Genomic DNA, 21,334 nt, shown 5'->3' on the forward strand with positions numbered 1-21,334 from the left:
CTGATCAAATGTGGGAGCTGGCTTGCCTGCGATAGCGGTAGTGAATCCAACACTGCCATCGCAGGCAAGCCAGCTCCCACATTGATTGGGTTTCTTCAGGTAAGGCAGGTCAGGCTTTGCTGACCAACCCATCCGCCCTGAACATCCCGCGAATCCCGCGCACGGCCTGGCGAATCCGGTCCTGGTTTTCGATCAGCGCAAAGCGCACATGATCGTCGCCATACTCACCAAAGCCGATCCCCGGCGACACACACACCTTCGCTTCCAGCAGCAGTTTCTTGGCAAACTCCAGCGAGCCCATGGCCGCGTACTGCTCGGGAATCTTGGCCCAGACATACATCGACGCCTTCGGGTTCTCCACCATCCAGCCCAGCTCATGCAGGCCCTTGACCAGCACATTGCGGCGCTGGCGGTACTGCTCGGCGATGTCTTTGACGCACTGTTGGTCGCCTTCCAGCGCCGCAATTGCCGCCACTTGCAGCGGGGTGAAGGTGCCGTAGTCGTGGTAGCTCTTGATGCGCGCCAGGGCGTTGACCAGTTCCGGGTTGCCCACCATGAAGCCAATGCGCCAGCCAGCCATGTTGTAGCTCTTGGACAGGGTGAAAAACTCCACCGCAATGTCCTTGGCGCCGGGCACTTGCATGATCGAGGGGGCTTTCCAGCCGTCGTAGACGATGTCGGCGTAGGCCAGGTCGTGCACCACCAGTACGTCGTACTGCTTGGCCAGGGCGATCACCCGTTCGAAGAAGTCCAGTTCCACACACTGCGCGGTCGGGTTGGACGGAAAGCCGAGGATCATCATCTTCGGCTTGGGGATCGAGCCGCGAATCGCGCGCTCCAGCTCAGCGAAGAAATCCACGCCGGGTATCAGCGGCACCGAACGCACCTGGGCGCCGGCAATCACTGCGCCGTAGATATGAATCGGGTAGCTGGGGTTGGGCACCAGTACGGTATCGCCCTGGTCCAGGGTGGCCAGCATCAAGTGCGCCAGGCCTTCCTTGGAACCGATGGTCACGATGGCTTCGGACTCCGGGTCGATATCTACCGCGTAACGGTCCTTGTACCAGCGCGAAATCGCCCGGCGCAGGCGCGGAATACCTTTGGAGGTGGAGTAGCCGTGGGTGTCTTCACGCTGGGCGACGGTGACCATTTTCTCCACGATATGAGGAGGCGTGGCGCCGTCAGGGTTACCCATGCTCAAGTCGATGATGTCTTCGCCGCGCCGACGCGCAGCCATCTTCAGCTCGGCAGTGATATTGAAAACATACGGGGGGAGTCGATCTATGCGCGCAAAGCGGCGCGGCGAACCTTGGTCTGCCATTGTTGCCTCGAGGTACGTAAGCGCCCGGAACCGTCCGAGCGACGTCGGCCACTGCGGTGGCCTGCGGGGCAGACAATACGGGCGATGATGGTCAGTTGTCTAGATGCTAGGAAATTTTTCTACATGGAGTGCAACGCAGATATGCCCCTATACTCGATGCGGGTTTGTTCCCTCATAAGAAGGAGACTGTTCGTATGGATCAGCAGACAAAACAACCGTTGGAGCCACGCCTGGAAGCCGGCAAGGCCCTGGTGATCGCCGGGGTGCAAGGGCGATATTCGAAGGCCACCGTGGGCGATATCCCACGGCTGTGGGAGTTGTTCGATACCTGTATCAAATACCTCAAGAAGCGCGTCGGCGGTGTGACCTACGGGGTGTGCCATAACCCGCACCACGGCGAATTCGATTACCTGGCAGGGGTTGAAGTCCCGGCTAAAAAGGATGTGCCGAGCAATTTCGAGTACATCGAAATCCCGCCGCTCAACTATGCCGTGTTCCCCCACTTCGGGCCGGTGCAGGCGCTTGAGCAAACCTACGAGCGCATCATGTTTGAATGGCTGCCGCATTCGGGCTACAAGGTCATGGGGGCGGATTTCGAGCGCTACAGCGCGGATTTTGATGCCAGGAAGGGCACGGGGACGGTGGAAATCTGGCTGCCGATCGGGGAGCGGGGCTGACACGGCGCCGGATGTCACGTAAACAGAACATGTTTACGTGACATTGCCGCTATGGATCAAACCTGAAACTCAACCGACGCTCATACCCCACCCGGCCCTTGTACGCTTCACCGCGATCCACCCATCCGGCCCCCAGGTACAACCCCATCGCCGCCAGGTTGTGGGCATCCACCGACAACTCCAACCCCTTGATCTGCGGCCATGCCTCGCGCGCCACGGCGGGCAACGCCTGCAAACACACCTTGCCGTATCCACGCCCCTGCTGATGCCGGTCTACCTGTAGCGCGTGGAGCGTGGCGCTGTGTTCATCGGCCCAATGAGGCAGGCACGGGGGGCGCTTGAGCAGCAGGAACGCCACGGGAAGGTCATCGGCCAACAGCGCAAAGCCCTTGACCCCAGGGCTTGGCTTGGCGAGCAGGGTATTGAGGGCGCAATACATATCACCGCAAAACGGCAGTTGCTCAGGGTGAACTTCGATGGCGCCGACGTGCTGTTGTTGCACAGCGTTCAGCGCCTCGTAGGCAACGAGGCGGGTTTGCATGGGGCTGTCCGAACGGCTGCAAGGGAAGTGGCAGTTTATCGGGTTTGGGCCACGGGAAATTATTTTTCAGGAGGATGTCGATTTCCCTTCGGGCCATTCGACTAAGGGTGTCTTCCGTGATTGTCCACCCCAAGGAGTCATCGCCATGAGCGCTGCAATCAAGAGCTTGATCGAGCAATGGAAAAACGCCGTCGTTAGCCGCGATATCGACCAGATTGTCAGCTTTTACGCCGACGATATCGTCTCGTTCGACGCGGTAACCGCCTTGCAATTCAAGGGCAAGGCGGCCTACCGCGCGCACTGGGAAGCGTGTATGGAGCACTGCCCCGGCCCCGGCATCTTCGAGTTTCATGAACTGCATGTCGTCGAAGCGCCAGACAGCGCATTCGCCCATTGGCTGGCCCACTGCGGCGGCGCCGGGCCGGACGGTGAGGTGAAGGCCTGCTGGATGCGCGTCACCGCCGGCTACCAGCGTATCGATGGCCAATGGAAGGTGGTGCATGAGCACTGGTCGGCACCGTTTGATATGCAAAGCGGCACGGCGTTGTTCGACCTGAAACCTTGAGCACCGCGAACTATAGTCAGTAGTCCGAAAACGGAGAACGCCATGAAATACCTGTGCCTGATCTACAGCAACGAACAGGTGTTGCACACCTCGCCCGACAGCCCTCACGACTCGGAATGCCTTGCCTACGCCGAGGCCATTCAGGCCAGCGGGCGCATGCTCGCCGCCGAGCCGCTGGAGTCGGTGACCACCGCCACTACCGTGCGCATGCGCAACCGCAAGCTGTTGATCACCGACGGGCCGTTTGCCGAAACCAAGGAGCAGCTCGCCGGGTTCTACCTGATCGACGCCAAGGACCTCAATGAAGCGCTCCAGGTGGCGGGCGGCATTCCGGCGGCCCGCGTCGGCAGTGTGGAAGTGCGCCCCGTGCGCCAATTGGATCTATCAACACCATAATCAAAAGACGTGAGGAGGTTTCCCCGTGATCACTCAACCCGCCCAATTTGAACTGTCCAGCAGGCCCACCAGGCCATGGGGCTTTCATGATGGCTGGGGCCGGAGCCTGGACCGCCTGGTGAAGTGGGTGACCGAGGGCATGGTCGATTGACCGCGCAGATCGACGCCATTTACCGCAGCGAATCACGCCGCGTGCTCGCGACGTTGATTCGCGTGCTGGGGGATTTCGACCTGGCCGAGGAGGCGCTGCACGAGGCGTTTTTTGTCGCCGTGCAGCGCTGGCCCGAGGATGGCGTGCCGGATAATCCTCGGGCGTGGCTGGTGTCCACCGGCCGCTTCAAGGCCATCGACCGCCTGCGGCGTCAGTCGCGGTTTACCCCGTTATTGGAGGAGCAGGCCGACGCGCTGGAAGCCGCGCCGTGGAGTGATGAAGACGTGGAAGACGACCGCCTGCGCCTGGTATTCACTTGCTGCCACCCGGCGTTGGCAGCCGACGCCCAGGTTGCGCTGACCTTGCGCGAGATCTGCGACCTGAGCACCGAGGCCATCGCCCACGCTTTTCTTGCCACGCCCACCGCTATTGCCCAACGTATCGTGCGCGCCAAGGGCAAGATCCGTGAGGCGAAAATCCCCTATCAAGTGCCGTCCCGGGCCGAATTGCCCGAGCGGTTGGACAGTGTGCTGCGGGTGATTTACCTGGTGTTCAACGAGGGCTATTCGGCCTCAGCGGGTGCCGACCTCACCCGTGAAGACCTGACCCTGGAGGCCATTCGCCTGGGCCGTTTGCTGCTGGAGTTGCTGCCCGAGCCGGAAGTCATGGGCTTGCTGGCGTTGATGCTGCTACACGAGTCGCGCCGGCCCGCCCGCACTTCTGCCAGCGGCGAACTGGTGCTGTTGGACGCTCAGGATCGTACGCTTTGGGACAGCGCCTTGATTGCTGAAGGCTGTGCACTGGTGGAGCAGGCGCTCACCACGCGGCGCTTTGGACCGTATTGTCTGCAGGCGGCGATTGCCGCCGTACACGCCGAGGCGCCCAATGCGGGGCAAACCGATTGGCGGCAGATTGTCGGGCTCTACGATGTATTGCTCAGGGCTGTGCCGTCGCCGGTGATCGAGTTGAACCGTGCGGTCGCGGTGGCGATGGAGCAGGGGCCGTTGGCGGGGTTGGCGCTGGTAGACGACCTATTGCAGCGCGGTGAGCTGCAGGACTACCACTTGGCGCATTCGGCGCGTGGGGAGTTTTGCCGGCAGTTGGGGCGGTTTGACGAAGCCCGCAGCGCGTACGAAAAGGCCTTGGCCCTGACCCAACAGGCGCCAGAAAAACGCTTCATCACGGGACGCCTCGCCGAACTCAATTCCCCCAGACAGTGACGATCCAAATGTGGGAGGGCGTAAGCCTAATACCTGTAGGAGCGAGCTTGCTCGCGAAAAACTCACCGACGCCGCGTTTCTTCAGGAAGCACGCGTTATCGTTGACGTTCTTCGCGAGCAAGCTCGCTCCTACAGGCTCATTCCAGCATCTTGCCCAGCAACCAACTCCCCGCAGGCCCCGGTGGCTGTTGCCGCGACCACAACGCATCCACCGCCACCGAGCGTGGCCAACTGCGCACCTTGAGTTCAACCAACTGGTTGCCGCCAAAGCGCTCCACCAGCCAGCGCGGAATCGGTGCCCAACCAAAACCCAATTGGGCCATTTCCATCAGCATCAGGTAACTCGGTGCCGACCATACGCGCTGGGTGCTGCGGTTTTCATTGGGGCTGATGATGCTCGCCAAGCGCAGCTCCCGGTGTTGTTGCAGGGTGTGCGGGGTAACCTTGTCCAGGTTCGCCAATGGGTGTTTGGGCGAGACGAACAGCGCGATCTCCGTGCGTTCCTCCACGGGGGAAAACGTCAAGTCCGGCGGGTAGACTTCCTGTTGCTCGATAAACGCGATCTGCGCCCGGCCACTTTGCACCAGCGCGATCAGGTCTTCGCATTCCGCGATCAGGCATTCCAGCTCAAGGTCCGGGTAACGTTGCTCAAAGGCGGTGAGGGCGACCTCGAACCGATCGGATTGGTAAGTATCGGACATGGCGATACTCAGCTTCGGCTCCAGGCCTTGCGATAACTGACTGGCCGCCAGCTCCAGGCGGCTACTGGCTTCCAGCACTTGCTCTGCCCGTTGCAGCAAAACATGCCCCGCAGGCGTGAGGGTCGGTTTGCGGCTGCTGCGGTCAAACAGCACCACGTCCAAGTCGATCTCAAGGCTGGCCACCGCCGCGCTCACGGTGGACTGGCTCTTGCCCAGCTTGCGCGCCGCTGCGGAAAACGAGCCTTGGGTGGCCGCCTGGACAAACGCCTGGAGCACTTCATGGGAGGCCATGACTATCGCCTTGATCGATGGTTATTGGTTATGAAGTATCGAGACAAAGCCTGATCATGGCAACCATCGTCACTCACGGAGCCGGGTCATGACCCCTACCAAATCCCTTACTGAACGCGTTTTTCAAGCCCTTGGTTTCGAAGGGCTGGCCTTGTTGATCTGCACGCCACTGCTGGTGTGGATCACCGGCCGGCCGGCGCTGGAGATGGGCGCAGTGACCTTGGGCATCAGCCTGTTGGCACTGAGCTGGAACGTGGTATTCAACAGCCTGTTCGACCGCCTTAAAACCCGCCTGCAACTGGCCAACGGCAGTTGGACCCGTGTGCTGCATGCGCTGCTGTTTGAAGGTGGCCTGATCCTCTTGGCGGTGCCGTTGATTGCCGCCTTGATGAAGATCAGCCTGTTGGAAGCCTTCATCCTCGACATTGGCGTGTTGTTGTTCTTCCTGCCGTACACCTACGTGTACCACTGGGGTTATGACGTGTTGCGCGAGAAATTCGCCGGTAAAACCCCAGCCACCCTGTAGGAGCGAGCTTGCTCGCGAAGATCGCCAACGATAACGCGGAGCCTTTGGAAACACGCGGCGCTCTTGAGTTTTTCGCGAGCAAGCTCGCTCCTACAGAGGAGGCCGCCGTTTAGAGGAACATTCCGCCCGACGCCTCGATCCGCTGGCCGGTGATCCAGTGGCTGCCATCGGCCAGCAAAATCGAAATCGCCCCGCCAATATCGTCCGGCAAGCCAGCGCGGCCCAGGGCGGTGTTGTTGGCCACCATCGTATTCACGTCGGTGTTATCGCGTACCGCGCCGCCGCCGAAGTCGGTGGCAATCGCACCCGGTGCCAGGGTGTTCACGGTAATCCCCCGTGGGCCGAGCTCTTTAGCCTGGTAGCGCGACAACACTTCCACCGCGCCTTTCATGGACGCGTAGGCCGCATAACCCGGCAGGCTGAAGCGCGCCAGGCCGCTGGAGATATTGATGATGCGCCCGCCGTCGTTGATCAACGGCAGCAGTTTTTGTGTGAGGAAAAACGGCGCCTTCACGTGGATCGCCACCAACTGGTCAAACTGGGCTTCGGTGGTCTCGACAAAGCTTGCGTGGGTGCCGACTCCGGCGTTGTTGATCAGGAAATCGAAGCGATCCACGGCGAACACATCCTTGAGCAACTTACCGATCTGGCCAACGAACGCATCGAAGGTCGCGCTCTGGCTTACATCCAATTGCAGCATGGCGGCGCGGCCACCCAAGGCCTCTACTTGAGCAACCACGGCTTGGGCTTCGGCCGCTGCGCTGTGGTAGGTACCGATGATGTCGATGCCTTGCGCAGCCAGGTGCAGAGCGGCGCTTTTGCCCAGGCCACGGCTGGCGCCGGTGATGAGTGCGATTTTACGGGTCATGGTGCAGTCCTCGAATGGGGTTAGTGGGACTGAGTGTATTTGTCCGCCCATTACGTGATAAACAGCGCTATAACGGAATCACTGGCCGGATAAGGCGAACAATCCATGAACAAGCTAGAGTTACTGCGTACCTTTGTGCGAGTGACGGAATTGTCGAGTTTCACGAAGGCCGGTGAAAGTCTCGGCCTGCCGCGCTCCACCGTGTCCGAGCATGTGCAGGCGCTGGAAGAACTGCTGGGCGCACGGCTGTTACAACGCACCACACGCAAGGTGCAGGCGACCCAGGATGGTCGTGTGCTGTACGAACGCAGCAAGGACCTGCTGGCGCACATGGAGGAATTGGAGGGCTTGTTTCGCCAGGATGAAACCCAACTGGCCGGGCGCATACGGGTGGACATGCCCAATGTCATGGCACGCAGCGTGATCTTGCCGAACCTGCCTAACTTCATGACGCGCCACCCGCTGATCGACATGGAGATCAGTTGTTCGGACCGCCAGGTGGACCTGATCGCCGAAGGGTTCGACTGCGTGGTGCGCGTCGGCGCCCAGCCCGATCAAACCGTGGTAGCGCGGCGGGTGTGCAGCATGCCGATGGTCAACTGCGCGAGCGCGGCGTACCTGCAACGGTATGGCGTGCCCGAAACCCTGGCAGACCTGGCGCATCACCAGTTGGTGCATTACGTGCGGCCACTGGGCGCACGCTCGGCCGGGTTCGAATACCTGGTGGGCAATAAAGTGCAGTGGTTACCGATGGCAGGCCGGGTGACGGTCAACAGCACCGACGCCTATCAGTCGGCGTGCCTGGGCGGGTTTGGCATCACCCAGGTGCCGCAGCTCGGCATACGCGACTTGTTGGCCAGCGGCGAGTTGGTGGCGGTGTTGCCCGACTACCAGGCGCCGCCCCTGGATGTGTCGTTGCTGTACGCCGGCCAGCGGCATTTGCCATTGCGAGTGCGGGTGTTCATGGACTGGTTGGCCGCCACCCTGCAAGCCCATCTTTAGCGGCGCGCCGACAACTGCTGCGGTGCCAGGAACGCGTCGTGGAAGTAGTCCCGGAACGCTTGCATCGCCGGGGTAAACGCGCGCTCGCGGTGCCAGGCCAGGCCGACGCTCATGGGCGTGACCGGGTCGGTGACGGTCAGGGTTTCGATGCGCTTGCTTTCCAGGGACCAGGGCCGGTGCACCAGGTCTGACAGGATCGCCACGCCGCTGCCGTTGGCAACCATGCTGCGCACCGCTTCCACCGAACTGGTGCGCAGACGCACCTTGGGGGTTTGCCCGGCCTGTTCCCAATAGCGCATGGCGCTGTGTTCGGCTTCATCGACGGTGAGCAAAATGTAGGGTTCTTGGGCCACGTCCGCCAGGCTCACGGCACCGCGTTCGCACAACGGGTGATGGCTGGGCAGCCACAAGCGGCGCTCGGAGTTGAACAGAATTTCCGAAACGATATCGGCATGGGTGAGGTTGGCGGTCAGCACCACGGCCATATCGAACTGGCCGTCGAGCAGGCCCTGTTCGATGGCCTGGCGTTCCTGTTCGAACACCTCGATGGTCACGTCCGGATGCCAATGCTCCATGCGCTGCAAATGGTGCGGCAGGAAATAACCCAGCACGGTGTAACTGGCTGCCACCCGCAGCACGCCGCTGGCGCGGTAGTCCGGCAACGGGCTGTTGAGGGCGTCGTCCACGCTGCGCACAATCACATAGGCACGGTTGAGAAAATGCCGCCCGGCATCGGTGAGGTTCATGCCCTGGGCCGAGCGCACAAACAGCTGCACGCCGAGCATGGCTTCCAGCTCCTTGATCGCCGTGGTCACCGCCGATTGGGAAATATTCAAGTGAATCGCCGCCTGGGAAATCTGGCCGATCTCGGCGGTGGCGACGAAGTAGCGAACCTGGCGCAAGGTGAGGGACATGAGCGATATCTGATTTTCAGAAGATGGGCCATCTGATAATAGATCTTCCCAAGGGGTCAAGCCCCGGCCTACTTTGCGGGCATCACCTTTGGCGGAGCGACCTCGATGCAGGCAGTGGATTTCAATTCAGACATGGGCGAAGGCTTTGGCCCCTGGACCATCGGCGACGGCGTCGACGCAGAGCTGATGGCCTACATCAGCTCGGCCAATATCGCCACCGGCTTTCACGCCGGCGACCCCGGCACCATGCGCCGCACCGTCGAGCGCGCCAAGCAACTGGGGGTGGCGATTGGCGCGCACCCAGGCTTTCGTGACCTGGTGGGTTTCGGTCGCCGGCATATCAACGCACCGGCCCAGGAGCTGGTGGACGACATGCTCTACCAGCTCGGAGCCCTGCGCGAAATAGCCCGTGCCCAAGGCATGAGCCTGCAACACATCAAGCCTCACGGCGCGCTGTACATGCACCTGGCCCGCGATGAAGAAGCTGCGCGGCTGTTGGTGCAAAACCTGCAGATCATCGAGCCCACGCTGTTGCTGTACTGCATGCCCAACTCGGTGATCTGGCGCATTGCCAAGGAACTGGGGCAGCCGGTGGTGCGCGAGTTCTATGCCGACCGTGAATACGACCTGAGCGGCTCCATCGTGTTTACCCGCAATGTGCGGGCCCTGGACCCCGCCACGGTTGCCGCGCGGGTCTTGCGCGCCTGCCAGACCGGCCTGGTGCGTACCGTCGAAGGCGAAGACCTGGCCATCGAATTCGATTCCATCTGCCTGCACAGCGACACCCCTGGCGCCCTGGACCTGGTGGAGGCCACCCGTGCAGCCCTGGACCAGGCGGGTATCGACGTCAGAACACCCCAATAAGATCCACCCCTTACTTTTTTGCCTGCCTTTCTACAATGATTCCAAGAGGAACAGACATGGCTGAAACGTCCCCCATCCGCTATAGCTTCGGCGGTGATGAACACCTGTTTGCCGAGGTCAGCGACAGCATGTCCCTGGAGGCTTTTTTCAAGGGCATGGCGGTGACCCGCGCCGTGGAGCGCCTGGCGCTGGAAGGCGTACTGGATGTCTGCCTGGCCAATGCATCGTTCCAGATTCGCTTCGACCCCGACCGCATCGCCCCTCACGCGCTGCTCGACGCCGTGCAAAGCGCCGAAGCCCAGGCCGTGGCCGAACGCACCTTGCGCACGCGCATCATCGAAATCCCGGTGCTCTATAACGACCCCTGGACTCACGAAACCCTGATGCGCTTTCGTGACCGCCACCAAGACCCCAGCGGCACCGACCTGGAATACGCCGCACGCATCAATGGCCTGGCCGACGTAAACGCGTTCATTGCCGCCCACAGTGGCGCGCCGTGGTTTGTGTCGATGGTGGGGTTTGTCGCGGGCTTGCCGTTCATGTTCCAGATGGTCGAACGCGAGCGGCAATTGCAGGTGCCCAAGTACCTGCGACCACGCACCGACACACCGAAACTGACCCTGGGCCATGGCGGCTGCTTTGGCTGTATCTACTCAGTGCGAGGGGCGGGCGGTTACCAGATGTTCGGCGTCACCCCGGCACCGATCTACGACCCGGCGCAGCAGTTGGCGTACCTCAAGGCGCACATGGTGTTCTTTCGCCCCGGCGATATCGTGCAGTTCAAGCCGATAGACCGCGAGGCTTATGACCGGGCCGTCGCCGAGGTGGACGCCGGGCGTTTCGACTTGCGCATTCGCCCGGTGGAATTTTCCCTGGATGCCTTTCTCGCCGACCCCATCGGCTATCCGAAAACCCTGCAGGAGGCGCTGGCATGATCAAGGTCCTCAAACCTGGCCTCGCCACCTCCGTGCAGGACCTTGGCCGTGAAGGTTATTACCACTTGGGCATCCCACCGTCGGGGGCGCTGGACCAATACGCGTTGAGTGCAGCCAACCACCTAGTGGGCAACCCCGTGGGCGCGGCGGGCTTGGAATGCACGCTGATCGGGCCGGAACTGGAGTTCCAACAGGACGCGCTGGTGGCCTTGAGCGGCGCCCTGATGTCGCCGCGCCTGGACGGCGAAGTGGTGCACCAGGACACCGCCTTTGCCGTGCGCGCCGGGCAGGTGCTGCGGTTCGAATTTCCCAAGGCCGGCGCACGCACTTATCTTGCCGTCGCCGGCGGTATCGACGTGCCGTTGGTGCTCGGCAGCCGCTCCACCTACACCCTCGGCGCCCTCGGCGGGTTTAATGGCCGGCGCTTGCAGGAGGGCGATCAATTGTCGATCGGTACCGCCAGCGGTACCGGGCGTGCGGGCAATAGCTTGCCGATGGCGTTGCGGCGTTCGGTCGGCGGCGATGTGACCTTGCGGGTGGTGCCGGGGCTGTATTACGAGCGCTTGACTGACGAGGCCAAAAGCAGTTTTTTTGCCGAACCGTGGACGGTGGGCTCCGAGGCCGATCGCATCGGCTATCGCTTCAAGGGCGGCAGCGCGTTGAGCTTCCAGCCACGGGAACAGCCGTTTGGCGCGGGCTCCGATCCTTCCAACATCGTCGACAGTTGCTACCCGATTGGCTCGATTCAAGTACCGGCGGGGCTGGAGCCGATTGTGCTGCACCGCGATGCGGTGTCGGGCGGTGGCTACGCGATGATTGGCACGGTGATCAGCGCCGACCTGGACTTGATTGGGCAAATGCAGCCCAACCAGCGAGCGGGGTTTGTGGCGGTAAGCCTGGAGGAGGCCTTGGAGGCGCGGCGGGTATACAAGAAGCGGCTCAAAGCGATGGCTGGACTCTTCAATCACTGAACATACGCATAACCCCTGTGGGAGCAGGCAAGCCAGCTCCCACAGTTGGGGCTTATTTCAATTTGAGAATTTGCGAAAGGCCCAGCGCCCGGCGATCAAGGTGAAGGTGGCAACCAGTGCCACCAATATCCAGAAGCCTTCCGGGTCTTGAGACAGGGGCACCCCACCCACATTCATGCCAAAAAAGCCGGCAATGATGTTGATCGGCAGCGCCAGTACCGTCACCACCGTGAGGGTAAACAGCGTGCGGTTGCTCTGCTCATTGAGGTTGGCGGCGATCTCTTCCTGCAACAGCTTGATGCGCTCGCCCAGGGCGGTCAGGTCGTTGATGATCAGCGCAAACTCCTCGGTGGATTTGCGTAACTCCTTCACGTCTTCCTTTTGCAGCCATTGCGGCGGGCGATTGAGCAGGCGCAGCAGCGAGCCCGGTTCCAGCGCCAGCAGGCGTTGCAGGCGCACCAGCACGCGGCGGGCCGCACCCAGTTCAGCACGGTTGGTGGACAGGCGCGAAGACAACAGCTGATCCTCGATATGGTCAACGCTGATACTGGTCTTGCGCACGATCTGCGTCAGCACTTCGCCCTGGTCGCGCAGCAGGTGCACCAGCAGTTCCAACGGCGAGCGAAAGTGTTCACCGGCCTTCACCGACGAGCGCAATTTATCCACCGAGTGCAACGGCTGCAGGCGCGCACTCACCAGCAAGCGGCTGCGGGCGCACACCCACAGCGTGGAAATATCCGACGACACCATGCTGCTGAAGTTGAACACCACGTCGTTGACCACCGCCAGCAAGGCCGAGTCCACATGCTCGATGCGCGTGGAGCGCGACCCCTCGTGCAGGGCTTCAAAAAACTCTTCCGGCAGCGACAAATGCGCCTGCATCCAGCGCTCGCAGGCGGCGTGGGCCAGGTTCAGGTGCAGCCACAGGAATTCTTCCGGGTCTGGGGGTTGCTGCAAGGCGGCGAGGGCGGTGGCGGAATCAATTTGCTGGCCTTTCTCGCCGGGGCGAAAACGAAAACCGTAAAGCAGGCCAAACAGATCGGAATCCTGGTGGGCATGGTCGATGCTGTGGTTCATGGCGACTCGCAGAGAAAGGGCCTGTAGGACGTTTCACAGGTTCCTAGGCGAATCATTGCAAGGCGGTATGACGGTTATGTGACGGTTTGAGGCGCGCATAAAAAAACACGCCACCCGAAGGTGGCGCGTTTTTTCAAGGTTCAACTCAGGTGTCTTGCTTGTTTTCCAGCACGGCACCGGTCTTGGCGTCGAGCTTCACTTCAAAGCGCTTGCCGGTGGTATCGGTCAGGTCCACTTCGTAGACGTACTGGTTGGCGACACCGTGTTTGGTGTCCAGCTCAGTGTCAGTGATCGAAGCACCAGGGTGAGTTGCCACGGCTGCTGCGTTGAGTTTGTCGAAAGGCATCACGGCGCCGGACTTGAGCAGGCCCTCGATATGATCCGGACGAACATCCGCCTGTGCCAGGCCGGCAGTCAGGGTCAGGGCGGTGGCAGCGAACAGGGCAGTCAAAGTTTTCATGGTGTGTGTCCTTCTTAGGTTGAGCTGTTTAAGTGGCGCCAGATTAACCGGCGCAACTTAACTCATCCTTAATGGCTCACTGACACCAACGCTTTTAGTACTTATGGTCGCTGAGCAGATCCTGCACGCTGGACGACGGCCAGCGCTTGTAGAACTTCAGCAGCTCAGCGGCGCGGTTGGTGAAAATGCCATCGACGCCGGCCTTCATCACTTTCTCGAAGTCCACCGGCTCATCCACCGTATACACATGCACGAGCAGGCCCTTGTCGTGGGTCAGCTTGTTCATTTCAGGCTTCACCAGGTCGGTGTAGCTCTGGTCGCCGTGGTCGGTCAGCTCAGCCGACGGGCCGGTGCCGATGGCGCCGAGGCTTTTGGCTTCATCAACCCACTTTTCGAATTCGGCAGCGTCTTTAGGCTCTTGCTTGGCGTAGTAGGCGGCCTTGGTGGGTTCGCCAGACTCGGCGAAGGTCACTTTGGATTTGGGCTCGATACTGCCTTCACCCACCCACAACAGCAGGATTTTCGGGGTATTGGGCATTTCCTTCTGCAGCTCTTTGAGGCTGGCGGTTTCGAAGGTTTGCAGCACCACGCGGCCCTTGCCTTGGCCGACACCGGTGTTGCTCTTGCCCAGTTTGGAGCCGGCGGAGCTCAGCCAGCCTTTGTCGAGCAGCTTGTTTTTCAGGTCGGCTTCGATACCGGGGAACTGCTTGGGCTCCTTGGTCTCGATGTACAGGCCGGGTTTGTGCGAGGGGTTGCCTTCGGCGATCTTGATGATGTCGTCCAGGCTCAGGATCTTCAGGCCAACGAAACCAGCGCGCGCGCGGTCCGGGTAGGCGGCGTTGAACCAACTGCCGGCGTCGAGGGTTTGCAGCTCTTTCCAGGTGAACTCGTTGGCGGGTGCGTCTTTGCGCTCGGGAAACTTGGTGGCGACGTCGGTGGTGCGCTGCAGGTTGTTGTCGTGCAGGGCGAACAACACGCCGTCCTTGCTACGTTGCAGGTCCAGTTCCAGGTAGTCGGCGCCCAGGTCGCGTGCAACCTTGTAGGCCGCGGCGGTGGATTCAGGCGCGTCATAGGAAGCGCCACGGTGAGCGATCACGGCAGGGTAGGGGATGCCTTCGTTTGTCGCCAATTCGGCCGGGCTGACCGGCTCGGCAGCCTGTGCCTGGCCAAGGCCGAGCATCAACGCCAGCAGCAAGGCGCTTTTGGAAAACGTGACAGGCATATGCGAAGTCCTTTCGTGGAGGTAACTTTGAGAAGGTGTCCTTTTTAACAATTGATTGCGAACGGCGCTATCACCAAACCGACATTAACGTGCGCACCGGCCAATTTTGTGGACTTTTTTGCAGGGCGTTGCAGTATTCTTACGGGTAGCTGCCCCGTCAGAGGGCGGTAATTTCTGCCACGCGTGTAAACCATCTTTCCAGTCCCTGTGGGACTTTTCAGTGAGGTTTACCATGCGCATCACTTCCGAGCTTATCTGCCAGGCCGCCGACCAACTCCAGGGTTTTGTCGGCCTCAACCGCAAGACCGGCCAGTACATCGTGCGTTTCAGCGAAGACTCATTCGGCATGGACGTGGCCGATGACGGCATCATCCCCACAGCCGAGTTCGTCTGGCTGCCGGCCGCCGACCACACCATGACCCTGTGCCGAGCGCGCCTGCAGTTGTTGCTCGACCAGAATATCGACGAGCGCATCAACATCACCGAGCCGCTACGCGTGTATATGCACCGGGTAGAGATCCCGCAGATCAGCGCGTTGCGTAGTTTGGTGAGTTAGTCGTCCGTCATTTTGCAAACGATGACGAGCAAAGGTGGGAGCTGGCTTGCCTGCGATGGCGGCCTGCCAGCCGACACTTATCTACCTGACACCCCGCGGTCAAAACTGTGGGAGCGGGCTTACTCGCGAAGGCGGCCTGACAGTCAACACAGTTGGACTGTGTACATATCCATTCCTTCGGTAACGGCCACTTAGGGTTCCGCCCTGACGGCGGCTCACTTTCGAAAAGCGCGAAAGTAAGCAAAGCGCTCTTGCCCCACCACTTGGCACCTCGCTTAGGCTCGGTGTGCCCGAACGCAGGCTTGAATCCGTGGGCCGCCGCCACGCGCCATCCATGGCGCGGGGCGGCTAACCCGACGTCCTGCCGGGTTACCCACGAATTCAAGCCTGCGTTCGGCCAGCGTGGTTTAACGGGGCGCCTGAGATCAAGATCACAAGCAGATCAAGAGCAGGATCAAGAGCGGCTCGCTTCGCATCGTGGTTACCGTCTGCTGCTTCAGCCCACAAAGTTGTGTAGATACCTATGGCCATCGCAGGCAAGCCAGCTCCTACAAGGGGCAATATTTCAAGTGGGGAAGGTGTAGGCCCGCTCTACCTTGCACACCCGCGTGTGAAACGCCGCATACCAAGTGGCCCGCCCTTGCTCGCGCACCTGCCGATGCTCGGCCTGCTGTTTCCAGGCCAGGATCGCCGCCTCGCTGGTCCAGTAGGACACAGTGATCCCCAGCCCATCCTCCCGCGCCGATTCCACCCCCAGAAACCCCGGTTGTTGCCTGGCCAGTTCCAGCATGCGTGTGGCGGCCTCGCCATAACCCAGGTCGGCGTCGGTGCGCAGCGAGCTGAAAATCACCGCGTAATAAGGTGGGGCGGGTGTCTTGGCGATCATACCGATACCTCCTGGCAGGCCTTGAGCAGCGCAATCGCCAGCGGCGGCGTGATGCCTTTGAGCGCGGCGCGTTCGGGCTGGAACAGGGTGGCGACGAAGAACGGGTGGTCGAGCAGTTCCACCGCGCGCAGGTCGCCCGCCGAATCGTGGCCGGTGGGGATCAGGTTGGCTTGCAGCAGGGCGTCGGCGAAGGTGGGGTTGATGCCGTAGCGGCAGCGGTATCCTTCGTGGATATCCAGGCTGCCGTAGGCCTGGGCGATGCGCGTGTACGGGGCCAGGCGCACGGTGTCGTTCACTTCCACCATAGAGCAGGCCAGCGGCGTGATGACGGCGCGTTCAGCATCCGGCATTAATTCGCCATGTTGGGCATCGGCCCAACCGAGCACGTTGCGGGCATATTCCAGCACGGCATGTTGAAAACCGCCGCAGGTGCCGAGGAAAGGACGACCTTGTTCGCGGGCAAAACGGATCGCCCGCAGGGCGCCGTCGACATCGCGATAGGGGCTGCCGGGCACGCACCAGAAGCCGTCAAAGTCGTGCAGGGCAGAAGTGCAGGTGAGGGTGTCGGTGGCCAGCCATTGCGCCTGGACGCTCAGGCCCAGAGCGTCGGCGGCCTGTTGCAGGGCCACGGGAATGGCCTGGTGGGCGGTCACATCGGGGTTGTGGTCACCGATCAGGGCAAGGTGCAGCGCGGGGGTTGGCATCGTGTACGTCCCATGGCTTGTGGTGGGTTGATACCCACTATAGATTGGCGTTTACGCAATCAGTATTGGCGTTTGCCCATATGTTCAATGCAGCCACGCACTATCAAATCGACTACGCCGACCTGTCATTGATTCTGGCCCTGGTGCGCGGCGGTACCCTGGCGCGGGCGGCTGCGCTGCTGCGCGTGGATGTGTCCACGGTGTTCCGTGCGGTGCGGCGGCTGGAGGCGGCGCTGGGCCAGACCCTGTTTGAAAAAAGCCGTGCCGGTTATTTGCCCACCGGCCTGGCGAGCAACCTGGCACAACAAGCCGAGCGTGCCGAGCAGGCGCTGGAGGCGGCGCGTATTGGCGTGGAGCAGGGCGGTGAAGTGATCAGCGGCACCGTGCGCCTGACCTGCACCGACTCGGTGTTGCAAGGCTTGCTGTTGCCGGCCCTCGCGCAGTTCATGCCGGCCTACCCGGCGTTGACCCTGGAACTGAGCACCTCCAATGACTTCGCCAACCTCAGCCGCCGTGATGCGGATATCGCCCTGCGCCTGACGAAGGCGCCGCCAGCGCATCTTGTCGGACGCTGCCTGGGGCCGGTGACCTATCAGGTGTGTGCCAGTGCCGACTATGCGCGCCAGCATGCAGGCCACGAGTGGGCCGACCTGGCCTGGATCGCGCCAGATGACTTTTTACCCGATCACCCCACCGTCATCTGGCGTCGTGAACATTTGCCGGGCGTGCGTCCCCGTTATCGGTGCAACAGCATGCAGTCGGTGACCGAATTGGTAAGGGCTGGATTGGGCGTGGCGGCACTGCCGGATTTTCTCATGGGCGATGGCCTGCAACCGCTGGGCCCTGCGCTGGCAGGGCACGATACGGCGCTGTGGTTGTTGACGCGGCCTGATTGCCGGGCGTTGCGCTCGGTGGTGACGCTGTTTGATGAGCTGGGGCGGCATGTGCGCTGGCTGCGAAGTTAGCCTCCAGACAGCCAGCGCCAATGGGTCAGCGATTACCTCGCTCGTTTGCAAACGCGCTCACTGCCTGTACCGCCTCGCCGGTGCCTTCGCGAATTTGCAGGATCACCGTGCCGGCCTGGTTGGCCAGTTCCACACCTTGGGCGGCGCGGTCGCGGGTGGCGTCCATGCTGTCGATGGCTTGGCGGGTTTCGTCCTGGATCATGGCGATCATGCCGGAGATTTCGGCGGTGGAGCCGCTGGTGCGCGCCGCCAGTTGCCGCACTTCATCAGCCACCACGGCAAAGCCACGGCCCTGCTCGCCGGCGCGGGCCGCTTCAATAGCTGCGTTGAGGGCCAGCAGGTTGGTCTGGTCGGCAATGCCGCGAATGGTGTTGACGATGGCGGTGATCTGTTGCGAGCGCTCGCCCAGCTTGGCGATCAGTTGCGAAGAGGTGTCGATATCCACGGCAATTTCGCGCATGCCAGTGGCGGTTTTCTGAATCACCTCGGCGCCTTTTTCCGCCATCTCCTGGGTGTTCAACGACAGGTGATAAGCCTGTGCGGCGCTTTGTGCGTCGGCGGCATGCTGTAGCACGCGGGCGGTGACGTCCGAGGCGAACTTCACTACTTTGCACAGGCGCCCGCTGGCGTCGTACACCGGATTATAGTTGGCTTCCAGCCACACCACCTGGCCGTGTTTGTCCACCCGCTCGAACTGGCCATTGAACAGCTCGCCCTGGTTCAAGCGCTTCCAGAACTCGCTGTAGGCCGCACTGTTGGCCAGCTCGGGTGTGCAAAACAGGCGATGATGCTTGCCCTGGATCTGCGCCAGGCTGTAGCCCATGCGCTGCAGGAAATTGCCGTTGGCGGTGATGATGGTGCCGTCGAGGTTGAACTCGATCATCGCCATGGCGCGGTCGATGGCTTCGAGCTTGGCGTTGGCTTCGCTTTCGGCCTGCAGGCGTGGGGTGACGTCCATGGCGTATTTCACCACTTTGATCACGTTCCCCGCTTCATCCCGTACCGGGTTATAGCTGGCTTCCAGCCACACCGAGGCACCGTTGGCGCCTACTCGTTCAAAGGTGCCCGACTGGAATTGGCCGTTGCGCAGGTGTGTCCACAGCTGGTTGTAATCCGCGCTGCGGGCGAACGCCGGGGTACAGAACATCCGGTGGGGCTGGCCCAGGATCTGTTCGGCGCGGTAACCCATGGTCTTGAAGAAGTTGTCATTGGCGCGCAGCACGGTGCCTTGCAGGTCGAATTCGATCACGGCCATGGAGCGCTCAATGGCGTCCAGCAGGCTGGTCTGTTGGGCAAGGCTGTGTTGCAGGGTACTGATGGTTTTCTTATGAGCGTGAAATAGCATGGTGGAGGGCTCGGGCATGCAAGCGTATGCGGGGTCCATGTATTTGCGCCTGACCCCGTAGGGCCCTTGGCCTTACGGTTGACTTGCTCATTGCCAGCTTCCTGATGCTGACAGAGGGGGGTGGAACAACGGTCTCAGAGTGATCAATCGGCCTGGAAGTTCGCCCATCAGGCAGGACTATTTTGACCAGGCGACCAATGGCGGCATTATGCTATTGCAGCAGGTGGGCGGAGCAAGATTCGGACGAGGTGTCATCAGACAACTCAGGCTGAATGAGCGGGCGTGCATTCGCTGACCTTGACGCGGTTGCGGCCGCTGTTTTTGGCGGTGTACAACGCGCGATCCGCCGCATCGAGCCACATGACCGCGTCCTTGAACGACGGGTGGAAATCCGCCAGGCCAATGCTCAGGCTGACGCGCAGGTCGGGGATCTGCGCATGACGATAGCCGCTGAAGGTTTCGCGTAGATGTTCCATCACCTGCGCAGCGGCGTGCAGGGGCATTTTCGGCAGAATCACACAGAACTCATCGCCGCCGTAGCGGCCGGCCAGGTCTTCTTCGCGCAAGTGTTCGCGCAGCGCCTGGCTCAACTGGCGCAGTACCGCGTCACCGACGGTGTGGCCATGCACATCATTGATGTGCTTGAAGTGGTCGATATCGATCAAGGCAATGGTCGCTTGGCCTTGTTGCTGCTGGCACTTGTGAAACTTGAGGTTGAGCAGGTCTTTCCACGAACCATGGTTGAGCAGGCCGGTAAGGCTGTCGACGCGGCTCAGGGCGCTGAGGGCGCGTTTGTGTTCCGACAGTTTGATCGCCAACTGGTAACAGACCATGCCGATGGCCATCGGGTAGAGCGTCAGCATCGGCAGGCAGGTGTAGACCTCGGTGAGGTTGACGCTGGGGTCGAACTTGACGCCGAACAGGCCCCAGGCCACCGCGATACCGGCCGCCTGTGCCAGAAACCCGCGCAGGAACAGGCGTTTGCCCCCGGCTGCGACGTTGTTCATGGCCATCATCGACAGAATGGTTACCGCTGTCAGTGGTGAAAACTGGGCGGCAGCGGCCCAGAAACCGCCCAGCACCGAGTCATACATCACGTTGCGTTGTTCGGCCTGGTAGGGAAACGGCGAGTGGGTGGAAACCAGGTACGCCACGTGCGGCCAGGCAATGCCGTTGAACAGCAGCAACGCCCAGACCCAACCGGGCATCGACAAGGGATACAAAGCCCCGATCACACTGATGCTGCCGATACCCAGGCCGATAATCCTTGGCGTGTAGATTCGCCTGGCAAATGAAAGCCCTTTGCCTCGTCTGTTTTCCATAGTGTCCTGGGTCAACTTTTTTTGCGGGTGCAACAGCACGCGTCAACGGGCAGAGCCGGTGGTCGGATAAGAACGGTGAATTGTCGATTATTCCCGTGGGAATAATCAGTGTCCTTCCAGGCCATTTGCGCAAAACAGCGGGTAAATACGCCAGAAACGACCTTAAATGTCGCGCCTGCAACAGGGCTTACTGGGGCGGGCGTTGCGTGCTGGCTTCGTAACCGGCGAGGAACAGGTCGATGGCTGATTCGATGACGTGGGCCTGTGCGACAAGGTCGAGGGTGGGCTGGCCGAGGGTGATTTGCGGCCAAAATGCAAAGGCCTTGAGCAGGCTTTGGATCTGATGGGCAGCGAACGCCGGGTCGGTGCAGGTGAGGCGGCCGTCTTCCTGGGCGGCGCGTACCCATTGGGTAAAGCCTTCTTCCCGTGCGCTGAGGCGGTTGACCATGTCTTGCGCACGCTCCGGCGAATGGATGGTGGCAGCAATGGCCACGCGTGCCAGGTCGAGGAAGTTGGCGTCCGACATCATCTGCATTTTCGCTTCCAGCAACGTGCGCAGTTGGTCGCGCAGCGGGCGGTCGCTGGTGTAGATCACGTCCAGTTGGGCAACACTGCTGGCCCACAACTGGTGGAGGATCTCGGCGAACAGTTCTTCCTTGCTGGGGAAATGGTTGTACACCGTGCGCTTGGAAACGCCCGCAGTGGCGGCGATTTTGTCCATGCTGGTGACCTCGAAGCCGTTCTCGCGAAATTCGGCAATCGCCGCCGCCACGATGGCTTCGCGTTTACGCTCGGTGAGGCGTTTGGGGGCAGTCATGGAAGGCATTCGACTCAACAATGAAATTACACCGGGC

General features: G+C 61.3%; 24 protein-coding genes and 1 pseudogene. 12 read left to right on the forward strand and 13 right to left on the reverse strand.

Annotation, left to right across the window (positions count from 1 at the left end; all coding sequences use genetic code 11):
- Positions 1-109: 109 nt before the first annotated feature.
- Positions 110-1,321, reverse strand: a complete 1,212-nt coding sequence (gene alaC, locus CRN80_RS15990; RefSeq protein ID WP_032895593.1) for an alanine transaminase — start codon at positions 1,319-1,321, stop codon at positions 110-112.
- A gap of 194 nt (positions 1,322-1,515) precedes the next feature.
- Here alaC and CRN80_RS15995 point away from each other — a divergent pair, with 194 nt between their 5' ends.
- Entirely contained in the window at positions 1,516-1,998 is a 483-nt protein-coding gene (locus CRN80_RS15995; protein WP_098950546.1) for a GyrI-like domain-containing protein, read from the forward strand.
- 49 nt (positions 1,999-2,047) lie between these two features.
- Here CRN80_RS15995 and CRN80_RS16000 read toward each other — a convergent pair whose 3' ends face one another.
- On the reverse strand, positions 2,048-2,539 hold the full coding sequence (locus CRN80_RS16000) for an N-acetyltransferase (protein WP_098950547.1): 492 nt from the start codon (positions 2,537-2,539) through the stop codon (positions 2,048-2,050).
- 145 nt (positions 2,540-2,684) lie between these two features.
- On the opposite strand from CRN80_RS16000, the gene CRN80_RS16005 reads away from it, so the two are divergent.
- From CRN80_RS16005 to CRN80_RS16015, 4 genes and pseudogenes are all read left to right on the forward strand, one after another.
- Positions 2,685-3,104, forward strand: coding sequence for a nuclear transport factor 2 family protein (locus CRN80_RS16005; RefSeq protein WP_098950548.1), 420 nt, complete (start codon positions 2,685-2,687; stop codon positions 3,102-3,104).
- Between the two features lie 42 nt (positions 3,105-3,146).
- The gene (locus CRN80_RS16010; protein ID WP_098950549.1) at positions 3,147-3,500 is read left to right on the forward strand and encodes a YciI family protein; all 354 of its coding nucleotides are present in this window, start codon (positions 3,147-3,149) and stop codon (positions 3,498-3,500) included.
- A gap of 57 nt (positions 3,501-3,557) precedes the next feature.
- Positions 3,558-3,651, forward strand: a pseudogene (locus CRN80_RS31710) (polyketide cyclase); the annotation flags it as partial.
- Positions 3,648-4,871 carry an RNA polymerase sigma factor gene (locus CRN80_RS16015; protein ID WP_098950550.1) on the forward strand — a complete coding sequence of 408 codons (1,224 nt, stop codon included), beginning with the start codon at positions 3,648-3,650 and terminating at the stop codon, positions 4,869-4,871. The pseudogene CRN80_RS31710 and the gene CRN80_RS16015, both read left to right, overlap by 4 nt.
- A 137-nt stretch (positions 4,872-5,008) precedes the next feature.
- Here CRN80_RS16015 and CRN80_RS16020 read toward each other — a convergent pair whose 3' ends face one another.
- Positions 5,009-5,863, reverse strand: a complete 855-nt coding sequence (locus tag CRN80_RS16020; RefSeq protein ID WP_098950551.1) for a LysR family transcriptional regulator — start codon at positions 5,861-5,863, stop codon at positions 5,009-5,011.
- An 88-nt stretch (positions 5,864-5,951) separates the two neighbouring features.
- On the opposite strand from CRN80_RS16020, the gene CRN80_RS16025 reads away from it, so the two are divergent.
- Positions 5,952-6,389, forward strand: coding sequence for a multidrug/biocide efflux PACE transporter (locus CRN80_RS16025; protein WP_098950552.1), 438 nt, complete (start codon positions 5,952-5,954; stop codon positions 6,387-6,389).
- Positions 6,390-6,498: 109 nt separating this feature from the next.
- On the opposite strand, the gene CRN80_RS16030 is transcribed toward CRN80_RS16025, so the two are convergent.
- A complete protein-coding gene (locus tag CRN80_RS16030; RefSeq protein WP_098950553.1) occupies positions 6,499-7,257 on the reverse strand; it encodes an SDR family NAD(P)-dependent oxidoreductase in 759 nt (252 codons plus the stop codon).
- 105 nt (positions 7,258-7,362) lie between these two features.
- Between CRN80_RS16030 and CRN80_RS16035 the strand changes: the two genes are divergently transcribed.
- A complete protein-coding gene (locus CRN80_RS16035) occupies positions 7,363-8,259 on the forward strand; it encodes a LysR family transcriptional regulator (RefSeq protein ID WP_098950554.1) in 897 nt (298 codons plus the stop codon).
- Here the strand turns inward: CRN80_RS16035 and CRN80_RS16040 are convergent.
- Positions 8,256-9,173 carry a LysR family transcriptional regulator gene (locus CRN80_RS16040; protein ID WP_098950555.1) on the reverse strand — a complete coding sequence of 306 codons (918 nt, stop codon included), beginning with the start codon at positions 9,171-9,173 and terminating at the stop codon, positions 8,256-8,258. The two genes, CRN80_RS16035 and CRN80_RS16040, sit on opposite strands and share 4 nt — an antisense overlap.
- A gap of 105 nt (positions 9,174-9,278) precedes the next feature.
- On the opposite strand from CRN80_RS16040, the gene CRN80_RS16045 reads away from it, so the two are divergent.
- From CRN80_RS16045 to CRN80_RS16055, 3 genes are read left to right on the forward strand one after another with little or no spacing between them, the layout of a single operon-like run.
- A complete protein-coding gene (locus CRN80_RS16045) occupies positions 9,279-10,037 on the forward strand; it encodes a 5-oxoprolinase subunit PxpA (protein WP_098950556.1) in 759 nt (252 codons plus the stop codon).
- 56 nt (positions 10,038-10,093) lie between these two features.
- The gene (locus CRN80_RS16050; protein WP_003193682.1) at positions 10,094-10,972 is read left to right on the forward strand and encodes an allophanate hydrolase subunit 1; all 879 of its coding nucleotides are present in this window, start codon (positions 10,094-10,096) and stop codon (positions 10,970-10,972) included.
- Positions 10,969-11,943 carry a biotin-dependent carboxyltransferase family protein gene (locus CRN80_RS16055; protein ID WP_098950557.1) on the forward strand — a complete coding sequence of 325 codons (975 nt, stop codon included), beginning with the start codon at positions 10,969-10,971 and terminating at the stop codon, positions 11,941-11,943. Before CRN80_RS16050 ends, CRN80_RS16055 begins: the two co-directional genes overlap by 4 nt.
- Positions 11,944-12,000: 57 nt before the next feature.
- Here the strand turns inward: CRN80_RS16055 and CRN80_RS16060 are convergent, their stop codons facing one another.
- From CRN80_RS16060 to CRN80_RS16070, 3 genes are all read right to left on the reverse strand, one after another.
- Positions 12,001-13,020, reverse strand: a complete 1,020-nt coding sequence (locus tag CRN80_RS16060) for a transporter (protein ID WP_003193678.1) — start codon at positions 13,018-13,020, stop codon at positions 12,001-12,003.
- 145 nt (positions 13,021-13,165) lie between these two features.
- On the reverse strand, positions 13,166-13,480 hold the full coding sequence (locus CRN80_RS16065) for a PepSY domain-containing protein (protein WP_003193676.1): 315 nt from the start codon (positions 13,478-13,480) through the stop codon (positions 13,166-13,168).
- 94 nt (positions 13,481-13,574) lie between these two features.
- Entirely contained in the window at positions 13,575-14,702 is a 1,128-nt protein-coding gene (locus tag CRN80_RS16070; RefSeq protein WP_098950558.1) for a glycerophosphodiester phosphodiesterase family protein, read from the reverse strand.
- A 232-nt stretch (positions 14,703-14,934) separates the two neighbouring features.
- On the opposite strand from CRN80_RS16070, the gene CRN80_RS16075 reads away from it, so the two are divergent.
- A complete protein-coding gene (locus tag CRN80_RS16075) occupies positions 14,935-15,258 on the forward strand; it encodes a DUF2025 family protein (protein WP_003193672.1) in 324 nt (107 codons plus the stop codon).
- A 565-nt stretch (positions 15,259-15,823) separates the two neighbouring features.
- On the opposite strand, the gene CRN80_RS16090 is transcribed toward CRN80_RS16075, so the two are convergent.
- Together CRN80_RS16090 and CRN80_RS16095 are read right to left on the reverse strand one after the other, a co-directional pair.
- Positions 15,824-16,144, reverse strand: coding sequence for an antibiotic biosynthesis monooxygenase (locus CRN80_RS16090; RefSeq protein WP_003193670.1), 321 nt, complete (start codon positions 16,142-16,144; stop codon positions 15,824-15,826).
- A complete protein-coding gene (locus tag CRN80_RS16095) occupies positions 16,141-16,848 on the reverse strand; it encodes a CTP synthase (RefSeq protein ID WP_098950560.1) in 708 nt (235 codons plus the stop codon). The genes CRN80_RS16090 and CRN80_RS16095 overlap by 4 nt, the downstream gene beginning before the upstream one ends.
- A gap of 80 nt (positions 16,849-16,928) precedes the next feature.
- On the opposite strand from CRN80_RS16095, the gene CRN80_RS16100 reads away from it, so the two are divergent.
- The gene (locus tag CRN80_RS16100) at positions 16,929-17,813 is read left to right on the forward strand and encodes a LysR family transcriptional regulator (protein ID WP_098950561.1); all 885 of its coding nucleotides are present in this window, start codon (positions 16,929-16,931) and stop codon (positions 17,811-17,813) included.
- 25 nt (positions 17,814-17,838) lie between these two features.
- Here the strand turns inward: CRN80_RS16100 and CRN80_RS16105 are convergent, their stop codons facing one another.
- The 3 genes from CRN80_RS16105 to CRN80_RS16115 all read right to left on the reverse strand — a co-directional run bounded on the left by CRN80_RS16105 (position 17,839) and on the right by CRN80_RS16115 (position 21,297).
- Positions 17,839-19,158: a PAS domain-containing methyl-accepting chemotaxis protein gene (locus CRN80_RS16105; protein WP_098952624.1), complete on the reverse strand. Its 1,320-nt coding sequence runs from the start codon at positions 19,156-19,158 to the stop codon at positions 17,839-17,841.
- Between the two features lie 263 nt (positions 19,159-19,421).
- Positions 19,422-20,480, reverse strand: a complete 1,059-nt coding sequence (locus CRN80_RS16110; protein WP_098950562.1) for a diguanylate cyclase — start codon at positions 20,478-20,480, stop codon at positions 19,422-19,424.
- A gap of 187 nt (positions 20,481-20,667) precedes the next feature.
- Entirely contained in the window at positions 20,668-21,297 is a 630-nt protein-coding gene (locus CRN80_RS16115) for a TetR/AcrR family transcriptional regulator (protein WP_032895616.1), read from the reverse strand.
- Positions 21,298-21,334 lie beyond the last annotated feature (37 nt).

This window comes from Pseudomonas sp. FDAARGOS_380, from assembly GCF_002591235.1.
GTDB classification, from domain to species: domain Bacteria; phylum Pseudomonadota; class Gammaproteobacteria; order Pseudomonadales; family Pseudomonadaceae; genus Aquipseudomonas; species Aquipseudomonas salmasensis.